Annotated in this window: 15 protein-coding genes and 1 pseudogene; 6 read left to right on the plus strand and 10 right to left on the minus strand. The window is 74.7% G+C overall.

Annotated features, from left to right (window positions below; translation table 11 throughout):
* A pseudogene (locus TEK04_RS07405) lies at window positions 1-103 on the plus strand (IS5/IS1182 family transposase); the annotation flags it as partial.
* A 91-nt stretch (window positions 104-194) separates the two neighbouring features.
* On the opposite strand, the gene TEK04_RS07410 reads toward TEK04_RS07405, so the two are convergent.
* Window positions 195-1,604, minus strand: coding sequence for a cation:dicarboxylate symporter family transporter (locus TEK04_RS07410; protein WP_336403688.1), 1,410 nt, complete (start codon window positions 1,602-1,604; stop codon window positions 195-197).
* Between the two features lie 122 nt (window positions 1,605-1,726).
* On the opposite strand from TEK04_RS07410, the gene TEK04_RS07415 reads away from it, so the two are divergent.
* Both TEK04_RS07415 and TEK04_RS07420 read left to right on the plus strand, forming a co-directional pair.
* Window positions 1,727-3,331: a sensor histidine kinase gene (locus tag TEK04_RS07415; protein WP_336403689.1), complete on the plus strand. Its 1,605-nt coding sequence runs from the start codon at window positions 1,727-1,729 to the stop codon at window positions 3,329-3,331.
* Window positions 3,328-4,005: a response regulator gene (locus TEK04_RS07420; protein ID WP_336403690.1), complete on the plus strand. Its 678-nt coding sequence runs from the start codon at window positions 3,328-3,330 to the stop codon at window positions 4,003-4,005. The genes TEK04_RS07415 and TEK04_RS07420 overlap by 4 nt, the downstream gene beginning before the upstream one ends.
* Window positions 4,006-4,019: 14 nt before the next feature.
* On the opposite strand, the gene TEK04_RS07425 is transcribed toward TEK04_RS07420, so the two are convergent.
* Window positions 4,020-6,197 carry an MMPL family transporter gene (locus TEK04_RS07425; RefSeq protein ID WP_336403691.1) on the minus strand — a complete coding sequence of 726 codons (2,178 nt, stop codon included), beginning with the start codon at window positions 6,195-6,197 and terminating at the stop codon, window positions 4,020-4,022.
* 91 nt (window positions 6,198-6,288) lie between these two features.
* Between TEK04_RS07425 and TEK04_RS07430 the strand changes: the two genes are divergently transcribed.
* Entirely contained in the window at window positions 6,289-6,729 is a 441-nt protein-coding gene (locus TEK04_RS07430; protein ID WP_336403692.1) for a MarR family winged helix-turn-helix transcriptional regulator, read from the plus strand.
* A 34-nt stretch (window positions 6,730-6,763) separates the two neighbouring features.
* The gene (locus TEK04_RS07435) at window positions 6,764-8,638 is read left to right on the plus strand and encodes an alpha-amylase family protein (protein ID WP_336403693.1); all 1,875 of its coding nucleotides are present in this window, start codon (window positions 6,764-6,766) and stop codon (window positions 8,636-8,638) included.
* A gap of 1 nt (window position 8,639) precedes the next feature.
* On the opposite strand, the gene TEK04_RS07440 is transcribed toward TEK04_RS07435, so the two are convergent.
* From TEK04_RS07440 to crcB (TEK04_RS07465), 6 genes are all read right to left on the minus strand, one after another.
* A complete protein-coding gene (locus tag TEK04_RS07440) occupies window positions 8,640-12,248 on the minus strand; it encodes a fibronectin type III domain-containing protein (protein WP_336403694.1) in 3,609 nt (1,202 codons plus the stop codon).
* A 75-nt stretch (window positions 12,249-12,323) separates the two neighbouring features.
* Window positions 12,324-13,913 carry a methyl-accepting chemotaxis protein gene (locus TEK04_RS07445; protein ID WP_432277321.1) on the minus strand — a complete coding sequence of 530 codons (1,590 nt, stop codon included), beginning with the start codon at window positions 13,911-13,913 and terminating at the stop codon, window positions 12,324-12,326.
* A gap of 156 nt (window positions 13,914-14,069) precedes the next feature.
* A complete protein-coding gene (otsB, locus tag TEK04_RS07450; RefSeq protein ID WP_336403696.1) occupies window positions 14,070-14,810 on the minus strand; it encodes a trehalose-phosphatase in 741 nt (246 codons plus the stop codon).
* Window positions 14,807-16,213: an alpha,alpha-trehalose-phosphate synthase (UDP-forming) gene (locus tag TEK04_RS07455; protein ID WP_336403697.1), complete on the minus strand. Its 1,407-nt coding sequence runs from the start codon at window positions 16,211-16,213 to the stop codon at window positions 14,807-14,809. The genes otsB and TEK04_RS07455 overlap by 4 nt, the downstream gene beginning before the upstream one ends.
* A 40-nt stretch (window positions 16,214-16,253) precedes the next feature.
* Window positions 16,254-16,607: a fluoride efflux transporter CrcB gene (crcB, locus tag TEK04_RS07460; protein ID WP_336403698.1), complete on the minus strand. Its 354-nt coding sequence runs from the start codon at window positions 16,605-16,607 to the stop codon at window positions 16,254-16,256.
* Window positions 16,604-17,053, minus strand: coding sequence for a fluoride efflux transporter CrcB (gene crcB / locus TEK04_RS07465; RefSeq protein ID WP_336403699.1), 450 nt, complete (start codon window positions 17,051-17,053; stop codon window positions 16,604-16,606). Before crcB (TEK04_RS07465) ends, crcB (TEK04_RS07460) begins: the two co-directional genes overlap by 4 nt.
* A gap of 146 nt (window positions 17,054-17,199) precedes the next feature.
* Here crcB (TEK04_RS07465) and TEK04_RS07470 point away from each other — a divergent pair, with 146 nt between their 5' ends.
* On the plus strand, window positions 17,200-18,288 hold the full coding sequence (locus TEK04_RS07470; RefSeq protein ID WP_336403700.1) for a CaiB/BaiF CoA transferase family protein: 1,089 nt from the start codon (window positions 17,200-17,202) through the stop codon (window positions 18,286-18,288).
* A gap of 43 nt (window positions 18,289-18,331) precedes the next feature.
* Here TEK04_RS07470 and TEK04_RS07475 read toward each other — a convergent pair whose 3' ends face one another.
* Entirely contained in the window at window positions 18,332-18,778 is a 447-nt protein-coding gene (locus TEK04_RS07475; protein WP_336403701.1) for a peroxiredoxin, read from the minus strand.
* 67 nt (window positions 18,779-18,845) lie between these two features.
* Window positions 18,846-20,333 carry a S8 family serine peptidase gene (locus TEK04_RS07480; protein WP_336403702.1) on the minus strand — a complete coding sequence of 496 codons (1,488 nt, stop codon included), beginning with the start codon at window positions 20,331-20,333 and terminating at the stop codon, window positions 18,846-18,848.
* Between the last annotated feature and the right edge of the window lie 85 nt (window positions 20,334-20,418).

The following is a 20,418-nucleotide window of genomic DNA, read 5'->3' on the forward strand; positions in this document are numbered from 1 at the left end:
GTTGATGGCCGCCCGACTCACCGGCCGACACATCGAGCCCCAAGGCCCCATCGAGACCGAAGCCGCCCGCCGGCTGGCCGACGACCTCGACTCCGACAAGTAGCCGATCAATTACCCAACACCCTCTGAGGGCCGGGACAGCACGACGCCCGCACCTCCTCGGGAAGGTGCGGGCGTCGGCGTCCGGGGCGGGGTCAGCGGGTGGCGGCCCCGGCGAACTCGCGGCGCTGGTCGCCGGCGTCCTCGACCGCGGGGGCGGCGTGACCGTCGTCGAGCATCGTGGTCTCGTCGAAGGGTCGCTCGCCGGCCAGCACGGCCTTCATCTGCTCGCGGTCGAGCTCCTTGGTCCAGGTGGCCACCAGCATGCAGGCGATGGCGTTGCCCGAGAAGTTGGTGACCGCGCGGGCCTCGCTCATGAACCGGTCGATGCCGACGATCAGGCCGACGCCGTCCAGCAGCTCGGGGCGGTGCGAGGACAGGCCGCCGGCCAGGGTGGCCAGACCGGCGCCGGAGACCCCGGCCGCACCCTTCGAGGCGACGACCATGAAGACCAGCAGGCCGATCTGCTCGGCCACGCTGAGCGGGTCACCCAGCGCCTCGGCGATGAACAGCGAGGCCATGGTCAAGTAGATCGCGGTGCCGTCGAGGTTGAACGAGTACCCGGTCGGGACGACGATCCCGGCGACCGGCTTGCTGACGCCGACGTGCTCCATCTTGGCGATCAGGCGGGGGAGCGCGGTCTCCGAGGACGACGACGAGACGATCAGCAGGTACTCGCGGCCCAGGTACTTCAGGAACGAGAAGACGTTGATGCCGACGACGGCCCGCAGGATCGTGCCGAGGAAGAGGAAGACGAACAGCGCGCAGGTCAGGTAGAAGCCGAGCATCAGGATGCCGAGGCTCTTCAGGGCCTGGACGCCGGTCGCGCCGACGACGGCGGCGATGGCGCCGAAGGCACCGATGGGGGCGACCCACATGATCATGGCGAGGATGCGGAAGACCAGCTTCTGCAGGTGGCCGATGCCGGTCAGGATCGGCTGACCGGCCGTGCCCATGGCCTGCAGCGCGAAGCCGACCAGCAGCGCGACCAGCAGCGCCTGCAGCACCGAGCCGCTGGTCAGCGCGGAGACCAGGGTGGCCGGGATCAGCGAGAGCAGGAAGCCGGTGGTGCCCTCGGGGGCACCCTCGGCGGACTGGTCGATCAGGTCCTGACCGGCGCCGCGCACCTCGTCGGTCAGCTGCAGGCCGTCACCCGGGTGCAGGACGTTGCCCACCAGCAGACCGATGAACAGGGCCACCGTCGACATCGCGATGAAGTAGCCCAGGGCCAGACCACCGATCCGGCCGACCTGCGCGGCCTTCCGGATGGCGCCTATGCCCAGCACGATCGTGCAGAAGATGACCGGCGCGATGATCATCTTGATCAGGTTGACGAAGAGGGTGCCCAGCCACTTCAGCTCCTTGCCGAAGTCCGGGGCCACCAGACCGACCACGATGCCCGCGAGCACCGCGACGATCACCGCGATGTAGAGCCAGTGGGTCGTGTCGCGCTTCTTCTTCAGCGTCACCGGCGCGCTGCCGGGTGCGGGGGACGTCGATGCCATGACTGCTCCAGTGGAGTCCGGCGGAGCGGGGAGCTCCGGGCCGCCGGGGTGGCGACGGCACCACCGTCGCCGGACGCGTGACCCCGGTCACCGTTGCGTTCATTGCGTGCACACTTCCCTGCGTGCGCATCCCTGCCGTGCTCGCCCGCAGCCGCCGCGAGCGCGGCAGCCTGGCCCGCCAGCTGCTGGCCCTGCAGGCGCTGGTGCTGCTCGTCGTGGTGGTCGCGCTGGGCTGGTTCGCCGTCGACCGGGCGCGGGGGGCCGTCGAGGACCGCGCCGCCAACCAGGCCCGCAGCATCGCCGAGACGCTGGCGGACTCCCCGCTGGTGCGCACAGCCGTCGTGGGCGCCGACCCCACCGCCGAGCTGCAGCCCTACGTCGAGCAGGTGCGCGCCGACACCGCGACCTCCTTCATCACCGTCCTGGCCCCCGACCGCACCCGGTTCACCCACCCCGACCCCGCCCAGATCGGCCGACCGTTCGTGGGCAACATCGCCCGCGCGCTCGCGGGCGAGACGTTCACCGAGACCTACACCGGCACCCTGGGCCCCTCGGTGCGGGCCGTGGCGCCGGTCTTCGCCACCGGCAGCAGCACCGACGTGGTGGCGCTGGTCAGCGTGGGCATCACGGTCTCGGCCATCGGCCACGACGTCACCGCGGCCCTGCCCGGCGTGCTCGGGGTGGCCGCTGCGGTCCTGGGCGTGGGCGCCCTGGGCAGCTGGCTGGTCAGCCGGCGGCTGCGGCGGCAGACGCACGGCCTGGGGGCCGCCCCCCTGGCCCGGATGCTCGAGTACTACGACGCGGTGCTGCACGCCGTCCGCGAGGGTCTGCTGCTGCTCGACGGCGACCGCACGGTGCAGCTGGTCAACGACGAGGCCCGCCGGCTGCTCGACCTGCACGGCGACGTGACGGGGCGGCACGTCACCGAGCTGGGCCTGGACCCCGAGCTGACCGCAACCCTCGCCCAGCAGCAGCTGGCCGTGGACGAGGTGCACGTCAGCGGCAGCCGGGTGCTGGTGGTCAACCAGGCGCCGGCCACCTCGAGCGGGCGGTCGGTGGGCGCCGTGGTGACCCTGCGCGACCACACGGACCTGCAGGCGCTGACCGGGGAGCTGGACAGCGTGCGGGCCTTCGCCGAGTCGCTGCGCTCGCAGGCCCACGAGGCGGCGAACCGGCTGCACACCACCGTGTCCCTCGTGGAGCTGGGCCGCACCGAGGAGGCCGTGGAGTTCGCGACGTCGGAGCTGGCGGTCGCCCAGCGCCTCACTGACCGGGTGGTGGAGGCGGTCGAGGAGCCGGTGCTGGCCGCCCTCCTGCTGGGCAAGGCGGCCGCGGCCCACGAGCGCGGGGTGGCCCTGGAGATCGACCCCGGCACCTCGGTCGGCGTCACCGGCATCCCGGGCGGTGACCTCGTCACGATCGTGGGCAACCTGCTGGACAACGCGATCGACGCCGCCCTGGCCGGTGACCCGCCGCGCGAGGTCCAGCTGGCGCTCTGGCAGGCCGACGGTCGTCTCGAGCTGCGCGTGGAGGACACCGGCCCGGGCGTCGAGGACCCCGAGCAGGCGTTCCGCCGGGGCTGGACCACCAAGGCCACCGGGCAGGGCATCGGGCTCGCCCTGGTCGCCCAGGCCGTGGAGCGCAACGGCGGCACGGTGGCCGTGCGGTCCGGGCCGGGTGCGGAGTTCGCGGTCTCCCTCCCCGTGCGGACGGCGGTCCCCCGGTGACCGACCTGCGGGTCCTGGTGGTCGAGGACGAGGCCATCGCCGGCGAGGCGCACCGCGCCCACGTCGACCGGGTGGGAGGTTTCACGTGCATCGCGGTCGCCGGCACCGGCCGCGCGGCGTGGGAGGCGCTCGGCCGGCACGAGGTCGACCTGGTGCTGCTGGACATGAACCTGCCCGACACCCACGGCACCGAGCTGCTGCGCCGGCTGCGGGCCGCCGGCCGGGACGTCGACGTCCTGGCGGTGACCTCGGCGCGCGAGCTGGCCACCGTGCGGGCCGCGGCCGCGCACGGGGTGGTCGGCTACCTGCTCAAGCCCTTCACCGGTGCCGCCCTGCGCGACCGGCTGGTCGCCTACGCCGAGCACCGGGCGCAGCTGCGCGGCGAGGGCGACGTCGCGGGGCAGGACGCCGTCGACCGGGCGCTGGAGAACCTGCGCCCCACCCGGCCCGCCCTGCTGCCCAAGGGCATGGGGCGCGAGACCCTGGACGCGGTGGTCGCCGTCGTCCGCACGGGCGACGGGGTGAGCGCCGCGGAGGTCGGGCGAGCGATCGGCGCCTCGCGGATCACCGCACGGCGCTACCTGGAGCACCTGGCCGACACCGGCCTGGTCGCCCGCCAGCCGCGCTACGGCGGCGCCGGGCGACCCGAGCTGGAGTACCGCTGGCAGGCCTGAGCCCGCTCGCCGGGTCAGCTGGCCGCCGGCGCGACCTGCCGCTCCCGGGACGGGTCCGCCGCGGCCAGCCGGCTCGGCCACCAGGTGCGCCGGCCCAGCCGGAGGACGACGGCCGGCACCAGCAGCGACCGGACGACGAAGGTGTCCAGCAGCACCCCGAACGCGACCAGGAACGCGATCTGCAGCAGGAACAGGATCGGCAGCACGCCCAGCGCGGCGAAGGTCGCGGCCAGCACGATCCCGGCGCTGGTGATGACGCCGCCGGTGACCGCCAGGCCGGTGAGCACCCCGGCCCGGGTGCCCTGGTGCGCCGCCTCCTCCCGCACCCGGGTCATCAGGAAGATCGAGTAGTCGATCCCCAGCGCGACCAGGAAGACGAAGGCGTACAGCGGCACGGTGGGGTCACCACCGGGCAGGTCGAGGACGTGGTCGAAGACCAGTGCCGCGGCGCCCAGGGTGGCGGCGAACGAGAGGACGTTGCACAGCAGCAGCACCAGCGGCGCGACCAGCGAGCGCAGCAGCAGGGCCAGGACGACGAACACCACCAGCAGGATCACCGGGATGATCCGGTCCCGGTCCGCGGTGGAGATCTCCTGGACGTCCAGCGCCTGGGCCGTCGTCCCGCCCACGAGCACGTCGGGCGAGACGGCGTCGAGGTCGGTGCGCAGCGCGGCGACGGCGTCCTCGGCGGCGGGGGAGTCGGCCGGGTCGGCGAGGGTGACCTGCAGCTGCACGAGGCCGTCGACCACGCGCGGCCGGCCGGCGTCGTCCGGGGTCGGGGTCACCGACGACACGCCGGCGGCGTCCTGCACCGCCGTGGTGACCGCGTCCAGGTCGGCCTCGGGCGCGACGACGAGGGTGGGCGAGCCGGAGCCGGCGGGGAAGTGCCGGGCCAGGGCCTCCCCACCCACGACGGACTCCACCCGGTCGAGGAAGGTGTCGCTCTGCGCGACGCCGTCGGCGGGCAGGGTGGGCGCGAAGGCGGCCAGCACCAGCAGGGACAGCGCGCTCAGCACCCCGACCGCGACCGGACGACGACCGACGAGCCGGGACACCCGTGCCCACACCCCGGTGGACTCCGGCCCGGGCGAGCCCACGTGCGGCACCGCCGGCCAGAAGACCCAGCGGCCGTGCTCACCGGCCGACGTCCGACCGGGCAGCACCAGGAGCGCGGGCAGGAAGGTGAGCGCGGCCAGCACCGCGGCGACGATGCCGACCGAGGTGACCGGGCCCAGCCCGCGGGTCGGCCCGATGTCGGCGAGCAGCAGGCACAGCAGGCCGAGGACGACGGTCGCGGCGCTGGCCAGCACCGGCTCCAGCGTCTGCCGCCAGGCGCGGCGCATCGCGGCGTAGCGGTCGTCGTGCCGGCGCAGCTCCTCGCGGTAGCGGGCCACCAGCAGCAGGGAGTAGTCGGTGGCCGCCCCGACCACGAGGATGGACAGGATGCCCTGGCCCTGGCCGTCGAGGGTCACGACGCCCGCGTCGGCGAGCAGGTACACCACCAGGCTCGCGGTGGTGAGGGCGAGACCTGCGGTGAGCAGCACGAAGAACGGCAGCACCGGTGAGCGGTAGACCACCAGCAGGATGACCAGGACGGCGATGCCGGCCACCAGCAGCAGGGTGCCGTCGATGCCGCCGAAGGCGCTCACCAGGTCGGCGGTGGTCGCCGCGGGCCCGGCGACGTAGACCGTCGCCCCGGCCAGCTGCGGCTCGGCCGCGCGGATCTCCTCGACCGCCGTGGTGATGGGGCTCTCGCCGTCGGGCAGCTGGGCGGAGAGCTCGCCGGCGTCGAAGGAGACCAGGGCCAGGGCGGCCAGGCCGTCCGCACTGGGGAGGACGGGGATCTCGCCCGGAACGAGGTAGTCGGCGACCGTGCGACCGGGGGCGACCTCGATGCCCGGGACCGACTGCGCGAACTCGCTGAACGCGGCCAGCTGGGCCCGGGTCAGCGGCGTGCCGGACTCGACGAGCAGGAAGGCCGGGAACGCGTCGGAGTCGCTGAAGCCGGCGGACAGCTCGGCCACCCGCTGGGACTCGGCCGACCCGGGCAGGAACTCGCTCTGGTCGTTGGACTGGACCTCGGAGAGCTTGCCGCTGAACGGGCCGGCGACGGCGGACAGGGCCAGCCACCCCACGACCAGCAGGGCGGGCAGCAGCCACCGGAGGCGGCGGGTGGGGGCGGTCTCGGGCACGGTCAGCTCCTGGGCGGCACAATGGTCAGCCTGCTGAGGGAACGTAGCAGGACCATCAGCAGGCTGACCATTCGACGGGGGAGGTGTTCGCGTGTCGTCCGACATGTCCGGCTGGGCCACCGGGCGCCTGCTGTCCACCGCGGCGCGGCTGGCCGAGCACGCCTGGGACGCCCACCTGGCCCGGTGGGACCTCAACCACGCCGGCTTCGCCGTCCTGCACCTGCTCGGGGGTGCCCCGCGGTCCCAGCGCGAGCTCGCCCAGGCCGTGCAGGTCGAGGACCAGACCATGAGCCGGGTGCTGGACCGCCTCGAGCGGCACGGGCACGTCTGCCGGGCCCGCTCGACCACCGACCGGCGCCGGGTCGAGGTGTCGCTGACCCGGGCCGGGCGCACCGCGCTGGAGGAGGCCTCCGCCGACGACGCCGCCGAGGCGCTGCTCGGTGCCGCCGCCGGTGACCTCCCCGCCCTGCGGGCCCAGCTCATCGGGATGATCGGCGACCTCTCCGCGCGACGGTGGACGCCGTCCGGCTGAGACCGCGCAGCCGTCCGGCTGAGACCATGCACCGGTGCCGACCCCCGACGCCGTCCTCGCCGACCTCCCGGCGCACCGTCGCGAGCTGTTCGGGGCCCGCGTCGAACGGTGGCTGCCCGACCTGCTGGCGGGCCTGGCGCCGCTGTACGCCGACCCGGCCGCCGTCGCCGACCGGCTGCTGCTGCAGGCCGCGCGCGCCTTCGCCGTCCGCGAGGACGAGCTGCACGCCCTGGACCTGCGCCGCTCGCTGGCGCCGGACTGGTTCCAGCGCGCCGACGTCCTGGGCTACGCGGCCTACGCCGACCGGTTCGCGGGTGACCTGGCAGCCGTGGCCGCCCGGGTGCCCTACCTGGAGTCCCTCGGGGTCACCTACCTGCACCTCATGCCGCTGCTCACGCCCGGTCCGCCGCCCAACGACGGCGGATACGCGGTGGCCGACCACGGCTCGGTCCGCCCCGACCTGGGCACGATGGACGACCTGGCTGCACTGACCCGCACCCTGCGCGGCCGGGGCATCAGCCTCTGCCTCGACCTCGTGCTCAACCACGTCGCCGACACCCACGCCTGGGCCCGCGCGGCCCGCGCCGGCGACCCGGTCAAGCGGGCCTACTTCCGGGTCTTCCCCGACCGCACCGGGCCCGACGCGTGGGAGGCGACGCTGCCCGAGGTCTTCCCCGACCTCGCGCCGGGCAACTTCACCTGGGACGACGACCTCGACGGCTGGGTCTGGACGACGTTCAACAGCTACCAGTGGGACGTCGACTGGGCCAACCCCGACGTGTTCTGCGAGTACGCCCAGGTCGTGCTCGACCTGGCCAACCGCGGGGTCGAGGTGCTGCGGCTGGACGCCATCGCCTTCACCTGGAAGCGGCTGGGCACCGCCTGCCAGAACCAGCCCGAGGTGCACGCCCTCACCCAGGCGCTGCGCACCCTCGCCCGGATCGCCTGCCCGGCCGTGCTGTTCAAGGCCGAGGCGATCGTCGGCCCGCGCGACCTCGTGGCCTACCTCGGCGCCGACGGCACCGGCGAGCACTGGGGCAAGGTCAGCGACCTGGCCTACCACAACGGGCTCATGGTGCAGGTCTGGTCCATGCTGGCCGCGCGGGACGCCGTCCTGGGCTCCCACGCCCTGCAGCAGCTGCCGGTCCCGCCCTCGACCACGGCGTGGATCACCTACGTCCGCTGCCACGACGACATCGGCTGGGCGATCGACGACGGCGACGCCGCCGCGGTCGGGCTCGACGGGTGGGCGCACCGGCGGTTCCTGTCCGACTGGTACTCCGGCGACTTCCCCGGCTCGTGGGCCCGCGGCCTGGTGTTCGGGGAGAACGAGGCCACCGGCGACCGGCGCATCTCCGGGACGGCGGCCGCCCTCGCCGGCATCGGCACCTGGGACCCGCAGGCCGTGGCCCGCGTGCTGCTCGCCCACGCCGTGGTGTTCGGCTTCGGCGGCATCCCCGTGCTGTGGTCCGGTGACGAGCTGGGGCTGGGCAACGACCCGCACTGGGCCGAGGAGCCCGGGCACGCGGCGGACAACCGGTGGGCCCACCGCCCCCGCCTGACCTGGGGCGACGACGACCGGCCGGTGCCCGACTCCCCGGCCGTCGTCGAGGGCATCGCCGCGCTGACCCGGGCCCGCGCCTCGCTGCCCCAGCTGCACGCGTCGGTGCCCGCGCGGGTGCTCGACCCGCGCGACCCCGCCGTCCTGCTGGTGGCCCGGGACCACCCGCTGGGCACCGTGCTGGGTGCCTACAACGTCGCCCCCGAGCCGCGGCACGTCCCGCTGCAGGTGCTCCGCGACCTGGGCCTGGACCCGGCCCGGGTGGTCGACCATCTGACCGGGCAGCCCCCGCACCTGGCCGAGGACGCCGTGCAGCTGGCCGCCTACCAGGCGGTGTGGCTGCGCTGAGTCACGAGACCGGGGAGAGGACCGCCCCGGAGACGAGGTCCTTGACGTAGAGGTCGCGCACCCGGTTGGTGTCCCCGGGCACCAGCGCCTCGGAGGTCAGCAGCACCACTAGGTCGCCGGTCACCGGCACCACCCGGGGGTGCTCGGCCGGGCTCACCGACCCGCCCGGCCCGGCGGTCTGCCGCCCCGACGAGTCGGCGGTGACCAGCACCAGCACCCCGGTGTCGAGGTCCCGCCGGAAGACGTCGGTGTGCCCGTCGACGTCGCCGGCCAGCAGCGGGGCCGCGGTGGCCACGAAGCCGTACCGCCCGGTCGGGTCCAGGGCCACCTTGTGCTCCTGGTGGATGGTCTGCCCGGTGCCCAGCGCCTGCACGGCACCGGTCGTGGTGTCGGCCCGGTAGGCCAGCGCGGTCGAGAAGCTCTGCCCGGGCGAGGTCGGCCGGGCCGAGGTCGAGAAGACCACGTACCGGCCGTCGTCGGAGAGGTCGACGTCCCCGGCGTCGCGCAGCACCCCGACCTCGGTGGTGCGCCCGCCGGCGGTCATGGTGCTGACCACCACCGTGCGGCCGGCGTCGGCACCGGACAGGGTGGCGCGGTAGAGCACCATCGGGCCGGCGGGTCCGGTGGCCGGGAACAGGGCGTACCGGCCGTCGGGGGTCAGCGCCAGGGCCGGACCGGTGGCGGCCCGGGGCAGGTCGCCCCCACCGGGGGCGGCCGAGACCCGGGTGACCGCCCCGGTGGACATGCGCTTGGCGTAGAGGTCGACGACGCCGTTGGTGTCCACCGGCCCCAGGTCGGCCCGGGCGGAGTAGAAGAGCACGAGGTCGCCGTCGCCGCTGGTCGCCACCGCCGGGCTGGTGGCGGTGACCGTGGTGGCGGTCTGCAGCTCGGTGCCGGCCACCGTCGGGCTCACGCGGCCGTCGGCCGGGACGCTCACCAGCGCCCACGCACCGGTCACGGTGTCCAGCCGGTAGACGTCGGCCAGGCGGTTGGTGTCGGCCGGCACCAGCGCGGCGGTGGTGGCCAGGACGACGTAGCGCCCGTCGTCGCTGACCGCCGGCGCCGCGGAGTTGGTGGCGTCGGGCCCGGTGGCGCCGGCGCCGAGCGGGGCGATGCGGGTGGCCGAACCGGCCACCCGGTCGAGCCGGTAGAGCTCGTAGGCGCTGTTGGTGTCCGAGGCCTCCAGCCGGGCCCGGGTCCCGACCACCACGAACCTGCCGTCCCCGCTGACGGCCAGGCCACCGGTCTGGCCCGACCCCTGGGCGGGCACGGCCGCGGTCAGCGGGGCGGCCGGCACCGCGGCGGAGGGCGGGGACGCGTTGCCGCTGGGGTCGACCGCCACCACGGTGATCGAGACGGTGCTGCCCTCGGCCAGCCCGGTGACGGTGACCGGTGCGGCAGCCACCGTGGCGACCAGCACGCCGTCGCGCAGGACCCGGAAGGTGAGCGGGTCGGGGTCGGCCGGCGACGTCCACGCGACGGTCGTGGACCCGGGACCGGGGGTGGCGGTGACCCCGGTGGGGGCACCCGGCGCCGTGCGGTCGTAGGGCGTCACGGTGACCGCGGCGCTGGGGGCGGACACGTTGCCGTGCCCGTCGACCGCCACCACGGTCACCGTCACCGTCGTGCCCGGGGCCAGGCCGCCGACCACGGCCGGCGGCCCGGTGACGGCGGCGGCCTCGACGCCGTCCACCAGCACCCGGTGACCCACGACGTCGGGGTCCGGCGACGGCGTCCACGTGACCGACGCCGCGCGCTCGCCGGCCGTGGCCGCGGGCGCGGTCGGCGCCGCCGGGGCGGTCAGGTCGGTCGGGGTCGCCGATGCCCCGACCCCGGGCGAGGCGTTGCCGGCGGCGTCCACGGCGACCAGCAGGTAGCGGTACGCGGTGTCGTTGACCAGCCCGGTGTCGCGGAAGGAGGTGCCCCGGACCGTGGCGACGAGCACGCCGTCCCGGAACAGCCGGTACGCGTCGAGGTCGGGCTCCCCGTTCGCCGCCCAGGACAGCTCGACCTGGCTGTCCCCGCGCACCGCGGTGAAGCCCGTCGGCGCGGCGGGCGCGGTGAAGTCGGCCGGGCTGGCCTCGACCGGCGCCGAGGGTGCCGACCGGTTGCCGTGCGTGTCCACCGCCACCACCACGTACCGGTAGGGGGTGTCGTTGGTCAGCCCGGTGTCGGTCCAACCGGTCCCGGTCACCAGCCCGCTGACCTGCACCCCGTCCCGCAGCACGACGTACCCGGCGAGGTCGGCCTCGCCGTTGGCCGCCCAGGACAGCTGGACCACGCCGTCCCCCCGCACCGCGGTCACCCCGGTGGGCGCGGCCGGCGGGGTCAGGTCGGTCGGGGTCGCCGGCACGGCCGCCGTGGGCGCCGAGGGGTTCAGGTGGGTGTCCACGGCGACCAGCGCGTACCGGTAGGTGGTGTCGTTGGTCAGCCCGCTGTCGGTGTAGGTCAGCGTCGTGCGGGACACCTCGGCGATCTGGACGCCGTCCCGCAGCAGGCGGTAGGAACCGAGGTCCGGCTCGGCGTTGGCGGCCCAGGCCAGCGTCACGCGGGTGTCGCCGCGGGTGGCGGCCAGACCGGTCGGCACCGCGGGCGGGGTGAGGTCGGTGGGCGTCGCGTCGATCCCGGCGGTGGGGGCGGACCGGTTGGCGTGCGTGTCGACGGCGACGAGGGTGTAGCGGTAGGTGCGGTCGTTGTCCAGGCCGGTGTCGGTGTAGCCGTGCGAGCCGGCCGGGATGCTGGCGACCTCCACGCCGTCCCGCAGGAGCCGGTAGGACGCCACGTCGGGCTCGGGGTTGGCGGCCCACGACAGCGTCACCTGCCGGTCGCCGCGCTCGGCGAGCAGCATCCTGGGGGTGCCCGGCGCGGTGAGGTCGGTGGGCGTAGCCGCCACTGCCGGCACCGAGGACGCCGACCACTGCCGGGACACGTCGACGGCCTGGACCGAGTAGCGGTAGGTGGTGTCGTTCACCAGCCCGGTGTCGACGTAGCTGCGGCCGGTGAGCGTGCCGCTGACCGGGGTGCCGTCGCGCAGCACCCGGTAGCCGGCGAGGTCGGGTTCGGTGTTCGCCGCCCAGCTGACGGTGACCTGGCCGTCGCCGCGCACCGCCGTGACCCCGGTGGGCCGCGCCGGTTCGACGCCGTCGCGCGGGTAGCTGGTCGCCGTCGCCGGGACGGTGCCCGTGGCGGTCTGCAGGCCCAGCAGGTTGTAGTTGGTGCGGGTGAACACCTGCACCGTGTAGTCCGTGCCGTTGACCAGTCCGGTGATGGGCGTCGTGGTCGAGGTGCCGCTGACGGTGGTCTGGTACGAGCCGACCCTGACCACGTACCCGCTGGCATTGGGCTCGGTGGATGCGGTCCAGCGCACGGACGTGAACTGTCCGTTGCCCGCGGTGATGACCACACCGGTGGGGGGGAGCGGGTTGCTGTCGCTGACCTCGACCAGGGCCGGCCCGTCCTCGTCCGCCTGCTGTGCGGGCCCGCCCGCGAGCAGGACACCACCCAGCACCGCGGCACCGAGCAACCCCCGCAGGGCGGGCGCCCACCGCCGAGGGGCCGCCCACCCGGCAGCTCTCCGCCGCACCATCATGGGGAACGTGATCGGCCACAACGCGTGTTCCTTGACCCGATCCCGGTTCCGATCACCCTGGGGGTGAGTGCTCGGTACCTCCAGGACGAGGTCTGCTCACCAGGTGAAGCTGCCGACCGTCGTGCGCAGGTCGCCGGCCATGCGGGCCAGCTCGTCGACCGCGACCCGGGTTTGCCCGAGCGCCTGGGTGGTCGACCCGGCCGCGCTGGACACCCCGGTGATGGTCGCGGCGATCTCCGTCGTCCCACCCGCGGCCTCGGCCACGCTGCGCGACATCTCGTTCGTCGTCGCCGTCTGCTCCTCCACCGCGCTGGCGATGGTCAGCTGGTAGTCGTTGATCTGCCCGATCACCTCACCGATCCGACCGATCGCGGCCACCGCGCCACCGGTGTCGGCCTGGATGGCCTCCACCCGACGGGCGATGTCCTCGGTGGCCCGCGCGGTCTCCTGCGCCAGCTCCTTGACCTCGTTGGCCACCACGGCGAAGCCCTTGCCCGCCTCACCGGCCCGGGCGGCCTCGATGGTGGCGTTGAGCGCCAGCAGGTTCGTCTGCTCGGCGATGCTGGTGATCACCTTGATGACGTCGCCGATCTCCTTCGACGAGGCACCCAGCTTCGTGATGGTGGCGTTGGTCGCCTCGGCCTCGGTCACGGCCTCGGCGGCCACCCGGGCGGCCTCGTTGGCGTTCTGCGCGATCTCCCGGATCGAGGCGCTCATCTGCTCGGCACCGGCCGCCACCGTCGCCACGCTGCGGGAGACCTCGTCGGCCGAGCCCGACACCGCGCCGGACTGCGCGCTGGTCTGCTCCGCCGACGCGGCGATCTGCGCCGCCGACGCCGACAGCTCCTCGCTGGAGGCCGCGACCGCGTCCGCGGACCCGACGACCGAGGACATCAGCGCGCGGAGCTGGTCCTGCGCCGCGCCCAGCGCCGTGGCCATGCGGCCCAGCTCGTCCTGGCTGGTGACCTCGGCCCGCACGGTCAGGTCGCCGCGCTCGAGGGCCTGCAGCGAGCTCTGCACGGCCTGCACCGACCGGCGGATCCCCCGGACCACGACCCAGGCCAGCGCCGACCCGAGCAGCACCATGAGGACCAGGCCGGCGACCAGGATCCAGACCGCCTGCGCGGCCTCGGCGTCGGTCTCGGTGATCTGGGTCGCGGCCTCGTCGGCGGACCGGTCGGACTCGGCGGAGAAGTCGTCCATCACCGCGTCGACCGCCGACTGCAGCGACCCGGTGAGCACGAGGGCCACCCCGGCCTCGTCGTCGGCGTCGGCCGCCGCGACCAGCTGCTGGTCGGCGATCGTGTAGTAGGTGCCCAGGTCGGTCGTGAACTGCGCCCACGCGGCCGGGTCGATGGCGTGCGAGCCGTAGTCGGCGATCTTCTGGTCCAGGTCGGTGCGCCGCTCGGCCAGCTCGGCCCGCATCGCCGTCCGGGCGTCGTCGTCCAGCAGCGCGTACCCCGCGTAGCGGGCCCGGTCGCCCTGGTAGGCCCGTTGCAGCTCACCGAGGGCCACCAGCTGCACGACGTGCCCGTCGTACAGGTCGTTGGCCTCCGCCCGCAGGAAGGTCACCCGCGACAGGGCCAGGCCGGTCAAGCCGCCGGCCAGCAGGCAGACGACGACGACGATGGCGCCGATCTTGACGGACACGGAACGGTCGGTGAACCAACGCACGAGGGTCTCCATGGGCTGTGATCCGGTCCCGTCCCGGATTCACCCGTCACAACGGTCACACCCGTCACGACTTGAGGCGCGCGACCCCGTCGTCACCGATCTGCGGCCCGACCGCCGGGTCACCGCCCCGGCACGGTCGACTCGTCGACAGCCCGTGCCGGCCCCCGGTCAGGCCCCGAGCGCCGTGGCCAGGTGCTCGAGCAGCGCGCGGACGCCGTCGAGGTCGGCCACCCGGTGCCCGGCCGCGGTGTCACCGTCCCCGACCTTGACCGTCACGCCCCCCACCCGGGGAGCGAGCGCGGTGAAGGCGTCCTCGTCGGTGACGTCGTCGCCCAGGTACAGCACGCCGTCGGCGCCGAGCTGGTCGGCCAGCCGCAGCACCGCCGTCCCCTTGTCGGCGTCGGTGACCGCCAGCTCCAGCACGTCCTTGCCGGGCTTGGCGGTGTGGTGCGGGCCGGCCGCGGCGGCGGCCCGCTCGAGCAGGGCGGTCGCCGCGGCCCGGTCGGCGACGGTGCGCACGTGCACGGCGACCGCGGCCGGCTTGACCTCCAGCCGGGCGCCCGGGACGGCGTCGACCAGCGGCTGCACGGCCTCGACCAGCAGGTCCCGCTCGGCGGCTGCGGCCGGGTCGAGGCCGTCGTCGAACTCGGCACCGTGGCTGCCGACGAAGCGGAACGGCTCGCCCAGCCCGGACGTCGTCCGCAGGTCCGCCACGCCGCGGCCGCTGACCAGCGCAACCGTGACGTCGGGAGCGGCGGCCAGCCGGCGGAGCAGGTCGGGCGCCCAGGGCTCGGGCACGGCCTCGCCGGGCACGTCGCGCAGCCGGGCGAGGACGCCGTCGTAGTCCGACGCCACCAGCAGCGGACGGCGGTCGGCCAACCGGGCCAGGACCTCGGCGTCGGTGGTCACTGGGCCTCCTCCTGCAAAGCGGCGAAGAACGAGGACGCCCAGTGCTCGAGGTCGTGCTTGGCCAGGTACCGGCGCATGGCCTTCATCGCCTTCGCCGACTCGGCGGGGTCGGCCCGCAGCGCGCGCAGCAGCTGCTTCTTGACGCCGTCCTTGTCGTGCGGGTTGACCAGGTAGGCCTGCTTGAGCTCGGCGGCGGCGCCGGCGAACTCGCTGAGCACCAGCGTGCCGCCGTTGTCGCTGCGGGCGGCCACGTACTCCTTGGCCACCAGGTTCATGCCGTCCCGGTAGGGGGTCACGAGCATGACGTCGGCGGCCCGGTAGAGGGCGGCGAGCTCCTCGCGCGGCATCGACTGGTTGAAGTAGTGCACCGCCGGGCCGCTGACCGAGCCGAACACCCCGTTGATGTGCCCGACCTGCTGCTCGATGGTCTCCCGCATCGTCACGTAGTGCTCGACCCGCTCGCGGGAGGGCGTGGCCACCTGCACGAAGACCGTGGACGGGGCCTCGACCTGCTCGTCCTCCAGCAGCTCGAGGAACACCTCGAGCCGCACGGCGATGCCCTTGGTGTAGTCCAGCCGGTCGACACCCAGGACGACCTTCTCCGGGTCGCCGAGCTCGCGGCGGATCTCGGCGGCCCGCTCGACGACGTCGGGCCGCCGGGCCAGGGACTCGAAGTCGGCGACGTCGATCGAGATCGGGAACGCCTTGGCCGTGATCGTGCGGCCGTCGTAGGTGATGGTGCTGCCCCGGGTCGGCAGGTCGTGCAGGCGCCGGGCCAGCTGCACGAAGTTGGTCGCGGCGGCCGGCATCTGGAACCCGATGAGGTCGGCGCCCAGCAGCCCCTCGACGATCGCGTTGCGCCAGGGCAGCTGGGTGAACAGCTCGTAGGGCGGGAACGGGATGTGCAAGAAGAACCCGATCGTCAGGTCGGGGCGGAGCTGGCGCAGCATGGCCGGCACCAGCTGCAGCTGGTAGTCGTGCACCCACACGATGGCGCCCTCGGCGGCGACCTCGGCCGCCTTCTCGGCGAACCGGCGGTTGACCTGCACGTAGCTGTTCCACCAGGCCCGGTGGTACTCGGGCTTCTCGACCACGTCGTGGTAGAGCGGCCACAGCGAGGCGTTGGAGAAGCCCTCGTAGTACTGGTCGACGTCGTCGTCGCTGAGGCCCACCGGCACCAGCTGCATGCCGCCGGACTCGAAGGGTTCCGGGGCGTCGCCGGCCTTGCCCGACCACCCCACCCAGGCGCCGCCGCGCCCGGCCACGAACGGCTCGAGGGCGGTGACCAGGCCACCGGGGCTGCGGGTCCAGCTGACCGACCCGTCGGCGGCGACGACCTGGTCCACCGGCAGCCGGTTGGCCACCACGACGACGGGGCTCTCGGAGCTCTGCTGATCTGCCATACCGGACCCGACCCTACTGAGGCCGGCCGGTGGTCGCAGCTCAGCCGGTGAGTGCGTACCCGGCCGCCGCGGCACCGACGCCCAGCAGCACCGAGCCGGTCAGGTAGGCCAGCGCCCGGCCCGTGCGGCGCTCCTCGACCAGCCGGACGACGTCGTAGCCGTAGGTGGAGAAGGTGGTCAGCGTCCCGCAGAACCCGGTGCCCACCAGCGCCACGACGGCCGGTGGCAGGTCGCGTGCCCCCAGGACGACGCCCAGCACGAGGCTGCCCACCACGTTGACCGCGAGGACGCCGACCACGCTGCCCGCGCCCCGCCACCGCACTGCGAGCCGGTCGGCCGCGAACCGCAGCACCGCGCCCACCGCCGCGCCGAGGGCCACCCACAGCGCCGTCACGACCGGTCCTCCCCGGCCTCGAGCTCGGCCCGCACGGGGTCGTGCGCGCCCACCGCCACCCGGCCCGTGACCAGCCCGAGGACGACGGCCCCCAGCCCACCGACCACGCTCACCAGCACGTACCCCGACGCCGCCGCGACCCGGCCGGCCTCGACCAGCTGGACGGCGTCGACGGCGAAGGCGGAGAAGGTCGTGTAGCCGCCGAGCACCCCGGTGGCCAGGAACGGCCGCAGCCACGGGTGACCGGGCCAGCGGGCCATCAGGACGGCCAGCAGCGCGCCGATGACCAGGCACCCGGTGAGGTTGACGGTGACCGTGGCCCACGGCCAGGCGCCCGGGGCGTGCGGCAGGGCGAGCGAGACGCCCCACCGGCCCAGCGCGCCCAGCGCCCCACCGAGGGCCACCACGACGGACACGCCGAGGGCCGCGACGAGGGAGGTCCGCACGGTGCGGCAGCATGCCACCGGGAGCCCCCCACCCCCCGGCATGGGAGCCCGTGCACCCGGTGACGGGGCCCGTGACCGGGTGCATGGGCTCCCATGCCCCGAGGGGGCGGGGTGGCGGGGGAGCGGACGAGGGGGAGGACGGCGACGTGGCCGGACCGTTGCAGGGTGTGCGGGTCGTGGAGTTCGCCGGGCTCGGCCCGGGGCCGTTCTGCGGAATGCTGCTGGCCGACCTGGGGGCCGACGTCGTCCGGGTCGACCGCCGCGGCCCGGCCTCCCCGCTCGGCGGGCCCTCGCTGCTGGACCGGGGGAAGCGGTCCATCGCCCTGGACCTCAAGGACGCCGACGACCTGGCCGTCGTCCGGGCGCTGGTGGCGCGGGCCGACGTCCTGCTCGAGGGCTTCCGGCCCGGGGTCATGGAGCGGCTCGGGCTGGGGCCGCAGGACGCCACCCGCCTCAACCCGGCGCTGGTCTACGGTCGCATGACCGGGTGGGGCCAGACCGGGCCGCTGGCGCACAGCGCCGGGCACGACATCGGCTACGTCGCGCTCACCGGCGCACTGGGGGCCACCGGCCGCCCCGACGAGCGACCGGCCCCGCCGGCCAACCTGCTGGGCGACTTCGGCGGTGGCGGGGTCTTCCTCGCCCTCGGCGTCGTGGCCGGTCTGCTGCACGCCCGGACGACGGGCACGGGCCAGGTGGTGGACGCCGCGATCGTCGACGGGACGGCGGTGCTCACCACGATGCTCCACGGGATGCTCGACACCGGCGCCTGGACCGACGCCCGCGGCGTGAACCTGCTCGACACCGGCGCACCGTTCTACGACGTCTACCGCTGCGCGGACGGCGCGTTCCTGGCCGTGGGCGCGCTGGAGCCGCAGTTCTACGCCGCGCTGCTCACGGGCCTGGGGCTGGCCGAGGACCCCTCGCTGCCCGACCGGGACGACCGGTCGACCTGGCCGGCGCTGCGGGCCCGCTTCGCCGAGGTCATCGGTGGCCGCACCCGGGCCGAGTGGTGGGAGGTGTTCGCCGGCACCGATGCGTGCGTGGCGCCGGTCTGGTCCCTGCGGGAGGCCGCCACCGACGCCCACAACCGCGAGCGCGGGGTGTTCGTCGAGGTCGACGGCGTCGTGCAGCCCGCCGTCGCCCCGCGGTTCTCGGCCACGCCCGGCTCGGTGGGGTCGGTGCCCGCGGTGGGCCAGCACGACGCCGAGGTGCGGGCCGAGCTCGGGCTGTGAGACCCGGCCGGGTGGGGGAGTGGCCCGCCACCCGGCCGGAGCATCAGGGCTGCAGCGCCGCGAGCGCCTTGTCCGCGTGCGCGGCGAACCGGAACTCGCTCTTCACGACGTCGCGGACGACGCCGTCGGTGCCGATCACCACCGTGTGCCGCTTCACCGGGGCGGCCTTCCACCCGCGGTTCGTGCCGTAGGCGGTGCAGACGGCCCCGTCGGCGTCGGACAGCAACGGGTAGTCGAACCCGTTGCCCTCGGCGAACGCCTTCTGCTTGGCGACGGGGTCCTGGCTGATGCCCACCCGCTGGGCGCCGACCTCGGCGAAGCGGGCGGCCTCGTCGCGGACCGTGCACATCTCGGTCGTGCACCCGCCGGAGGACGCCAGCGGGTAGAAGAACAGCACGACCGGGCCGCTCTGCAGCATCGTGGACAGCCGGCGGGGCACGCCGTCCTGGTCCGGCAGCTCGAAGTCAGGGGCCACGTCACCGGTCTTCATGCTCCTCCTTCGTCCCGGACCGCCCGACCGGTTCACCGATGATCCACGTGGAACACCGGTTGCCCGCTCAGCGGGCGAGCAGCGCCTCGACGGCGGCGACGACGTCCACCAGGCCGGCGCCCTTGTCGTAGGACGTCGTCCGGCCGTCGACGGCCTGGTAGTCCGCGCCGTCGGTGTAGCGGTGGGCCGTGCCCACGAGGGCCGCCTCGACCTCGGCGGGGGTGGCGGTCGGGTCGGCCTGGAAGAGCTGGGCCACGATGCCGGCGACGTGCGGGGCAGCCATCGACGTACCGCTGATGGTGTTGAACGTGCCGACGTCGAGCAGGCCCGGCCCGTTCTGCGGCTGCAGCCCGGTCGCGCAGATGGGCAGGTACAGCCGGCAGGACGACGTGATGTCCTCGCCCGGGGCCGACAGGTCCGGCCAGGTCGAGGCGTCGGTAGCTGCGCCGCGCGAGGAGAACTCGCTGACCGCGCCGTCGCGGGTACCGGTGGCCTCGTCGAAGTACGAGGCCACCGAGATGATGCCGCCGGTCGGGTCCTGGCCGGGCGGGTTGGTCAGCGACGCCGAGCCGTCGCCGCCGTCGTTGCCCGCGGCCCAGACCGTGACCACGCCCTCGTCGGCCAGCGCCCGCTGCAGCTTCACGGTGGCCGACTGCGGGTCGAACGCCCCGCCGCCGCTGGGCCCGTAGGAGTTGTTGGTGACCTTGATCGGGGGGCAGACCTCGGCGCTGACGCCCTCGCCGCACGGGTGCTCGTGGTTCTCCAGCACCCAGTTGAGCGCGGAGTCGGCCCCGACGATGAGCAGCACCGCGCCGGTCGAGATGGACACCAGCGACGCGCCCGGTGCCGCGCCCTGCAGCCGCGTGCCGTCGGCCAGCGTCGTGGGCCGGCCGGCGACGATCCCGTTCACGTGCGTGCCGTGCCCGCCCACCGACAGGGTGTCGGTGTCGACGACCCCGGGCACGGGGACGACGCAGTCGGGCGTGGGCGCGCTCTCGACCAGGCAGACGCTCTTCAGGTTGGCCACCACCGCGCTGCCGCCGTCGGGGTCGCGCAGGTAGGGGTGCAGCGGATCGACCCCGGAGTCGATGACCGCGACCGACACCCCGGAGCCGTCGAGCGCCTGCCCGTCGGCGCCGGTGAGGGTGGTGGCGGCCTCGGCGCCGCGGGTGGCCAGGTTGGAGGTGGAGTCGGCGAACTCGATGGGCGCGTTGCCCTCGAGGTAGGTGATGCCGGGCTCGCTGCGGGCGGCCTCGACCTGCGCGGCGGTGCCGCGGGCGACCACGACGCCGATCCTCTCGAACTCGGTCACCGTGGCCATCCCCGTGGCGGCGACCGCGGCGCGGGCGGCGGCCACGTCGGTGCCGTGCACCAGCACCTCGGTGGGCACGGCCGCGGCGAGGCCACCCAGCTGCTGGGCGAGGAACTGCTGGACGGGCGCGAGCGAGGGGGATGCGGTGGTCGGGGATGCGGTGGCCGGGGATGCGGTGGCGAGGACGCCGGCCACGAGGGCGGCACCCCCGACCACTCCGACGGCGCGGCGGAACCGGTGCACGGGCGACTCCTCGGTCTCGGCACGGCGCGACGACGGTGTCGCACCTGTGCGCGGGCTGTGCCGGGTGCAACGAGGTCTCGGGGAA

This window comes from Klenkia sesuvii (genome assembly GCF_037083825.1).
GTDB classification, from domain to species: Bacteria; Actinomycetota; Actinomycetes; order Mycobacteriales; family Geodermatophilaceae; genus Klenkia; species Klenkia sesuvii.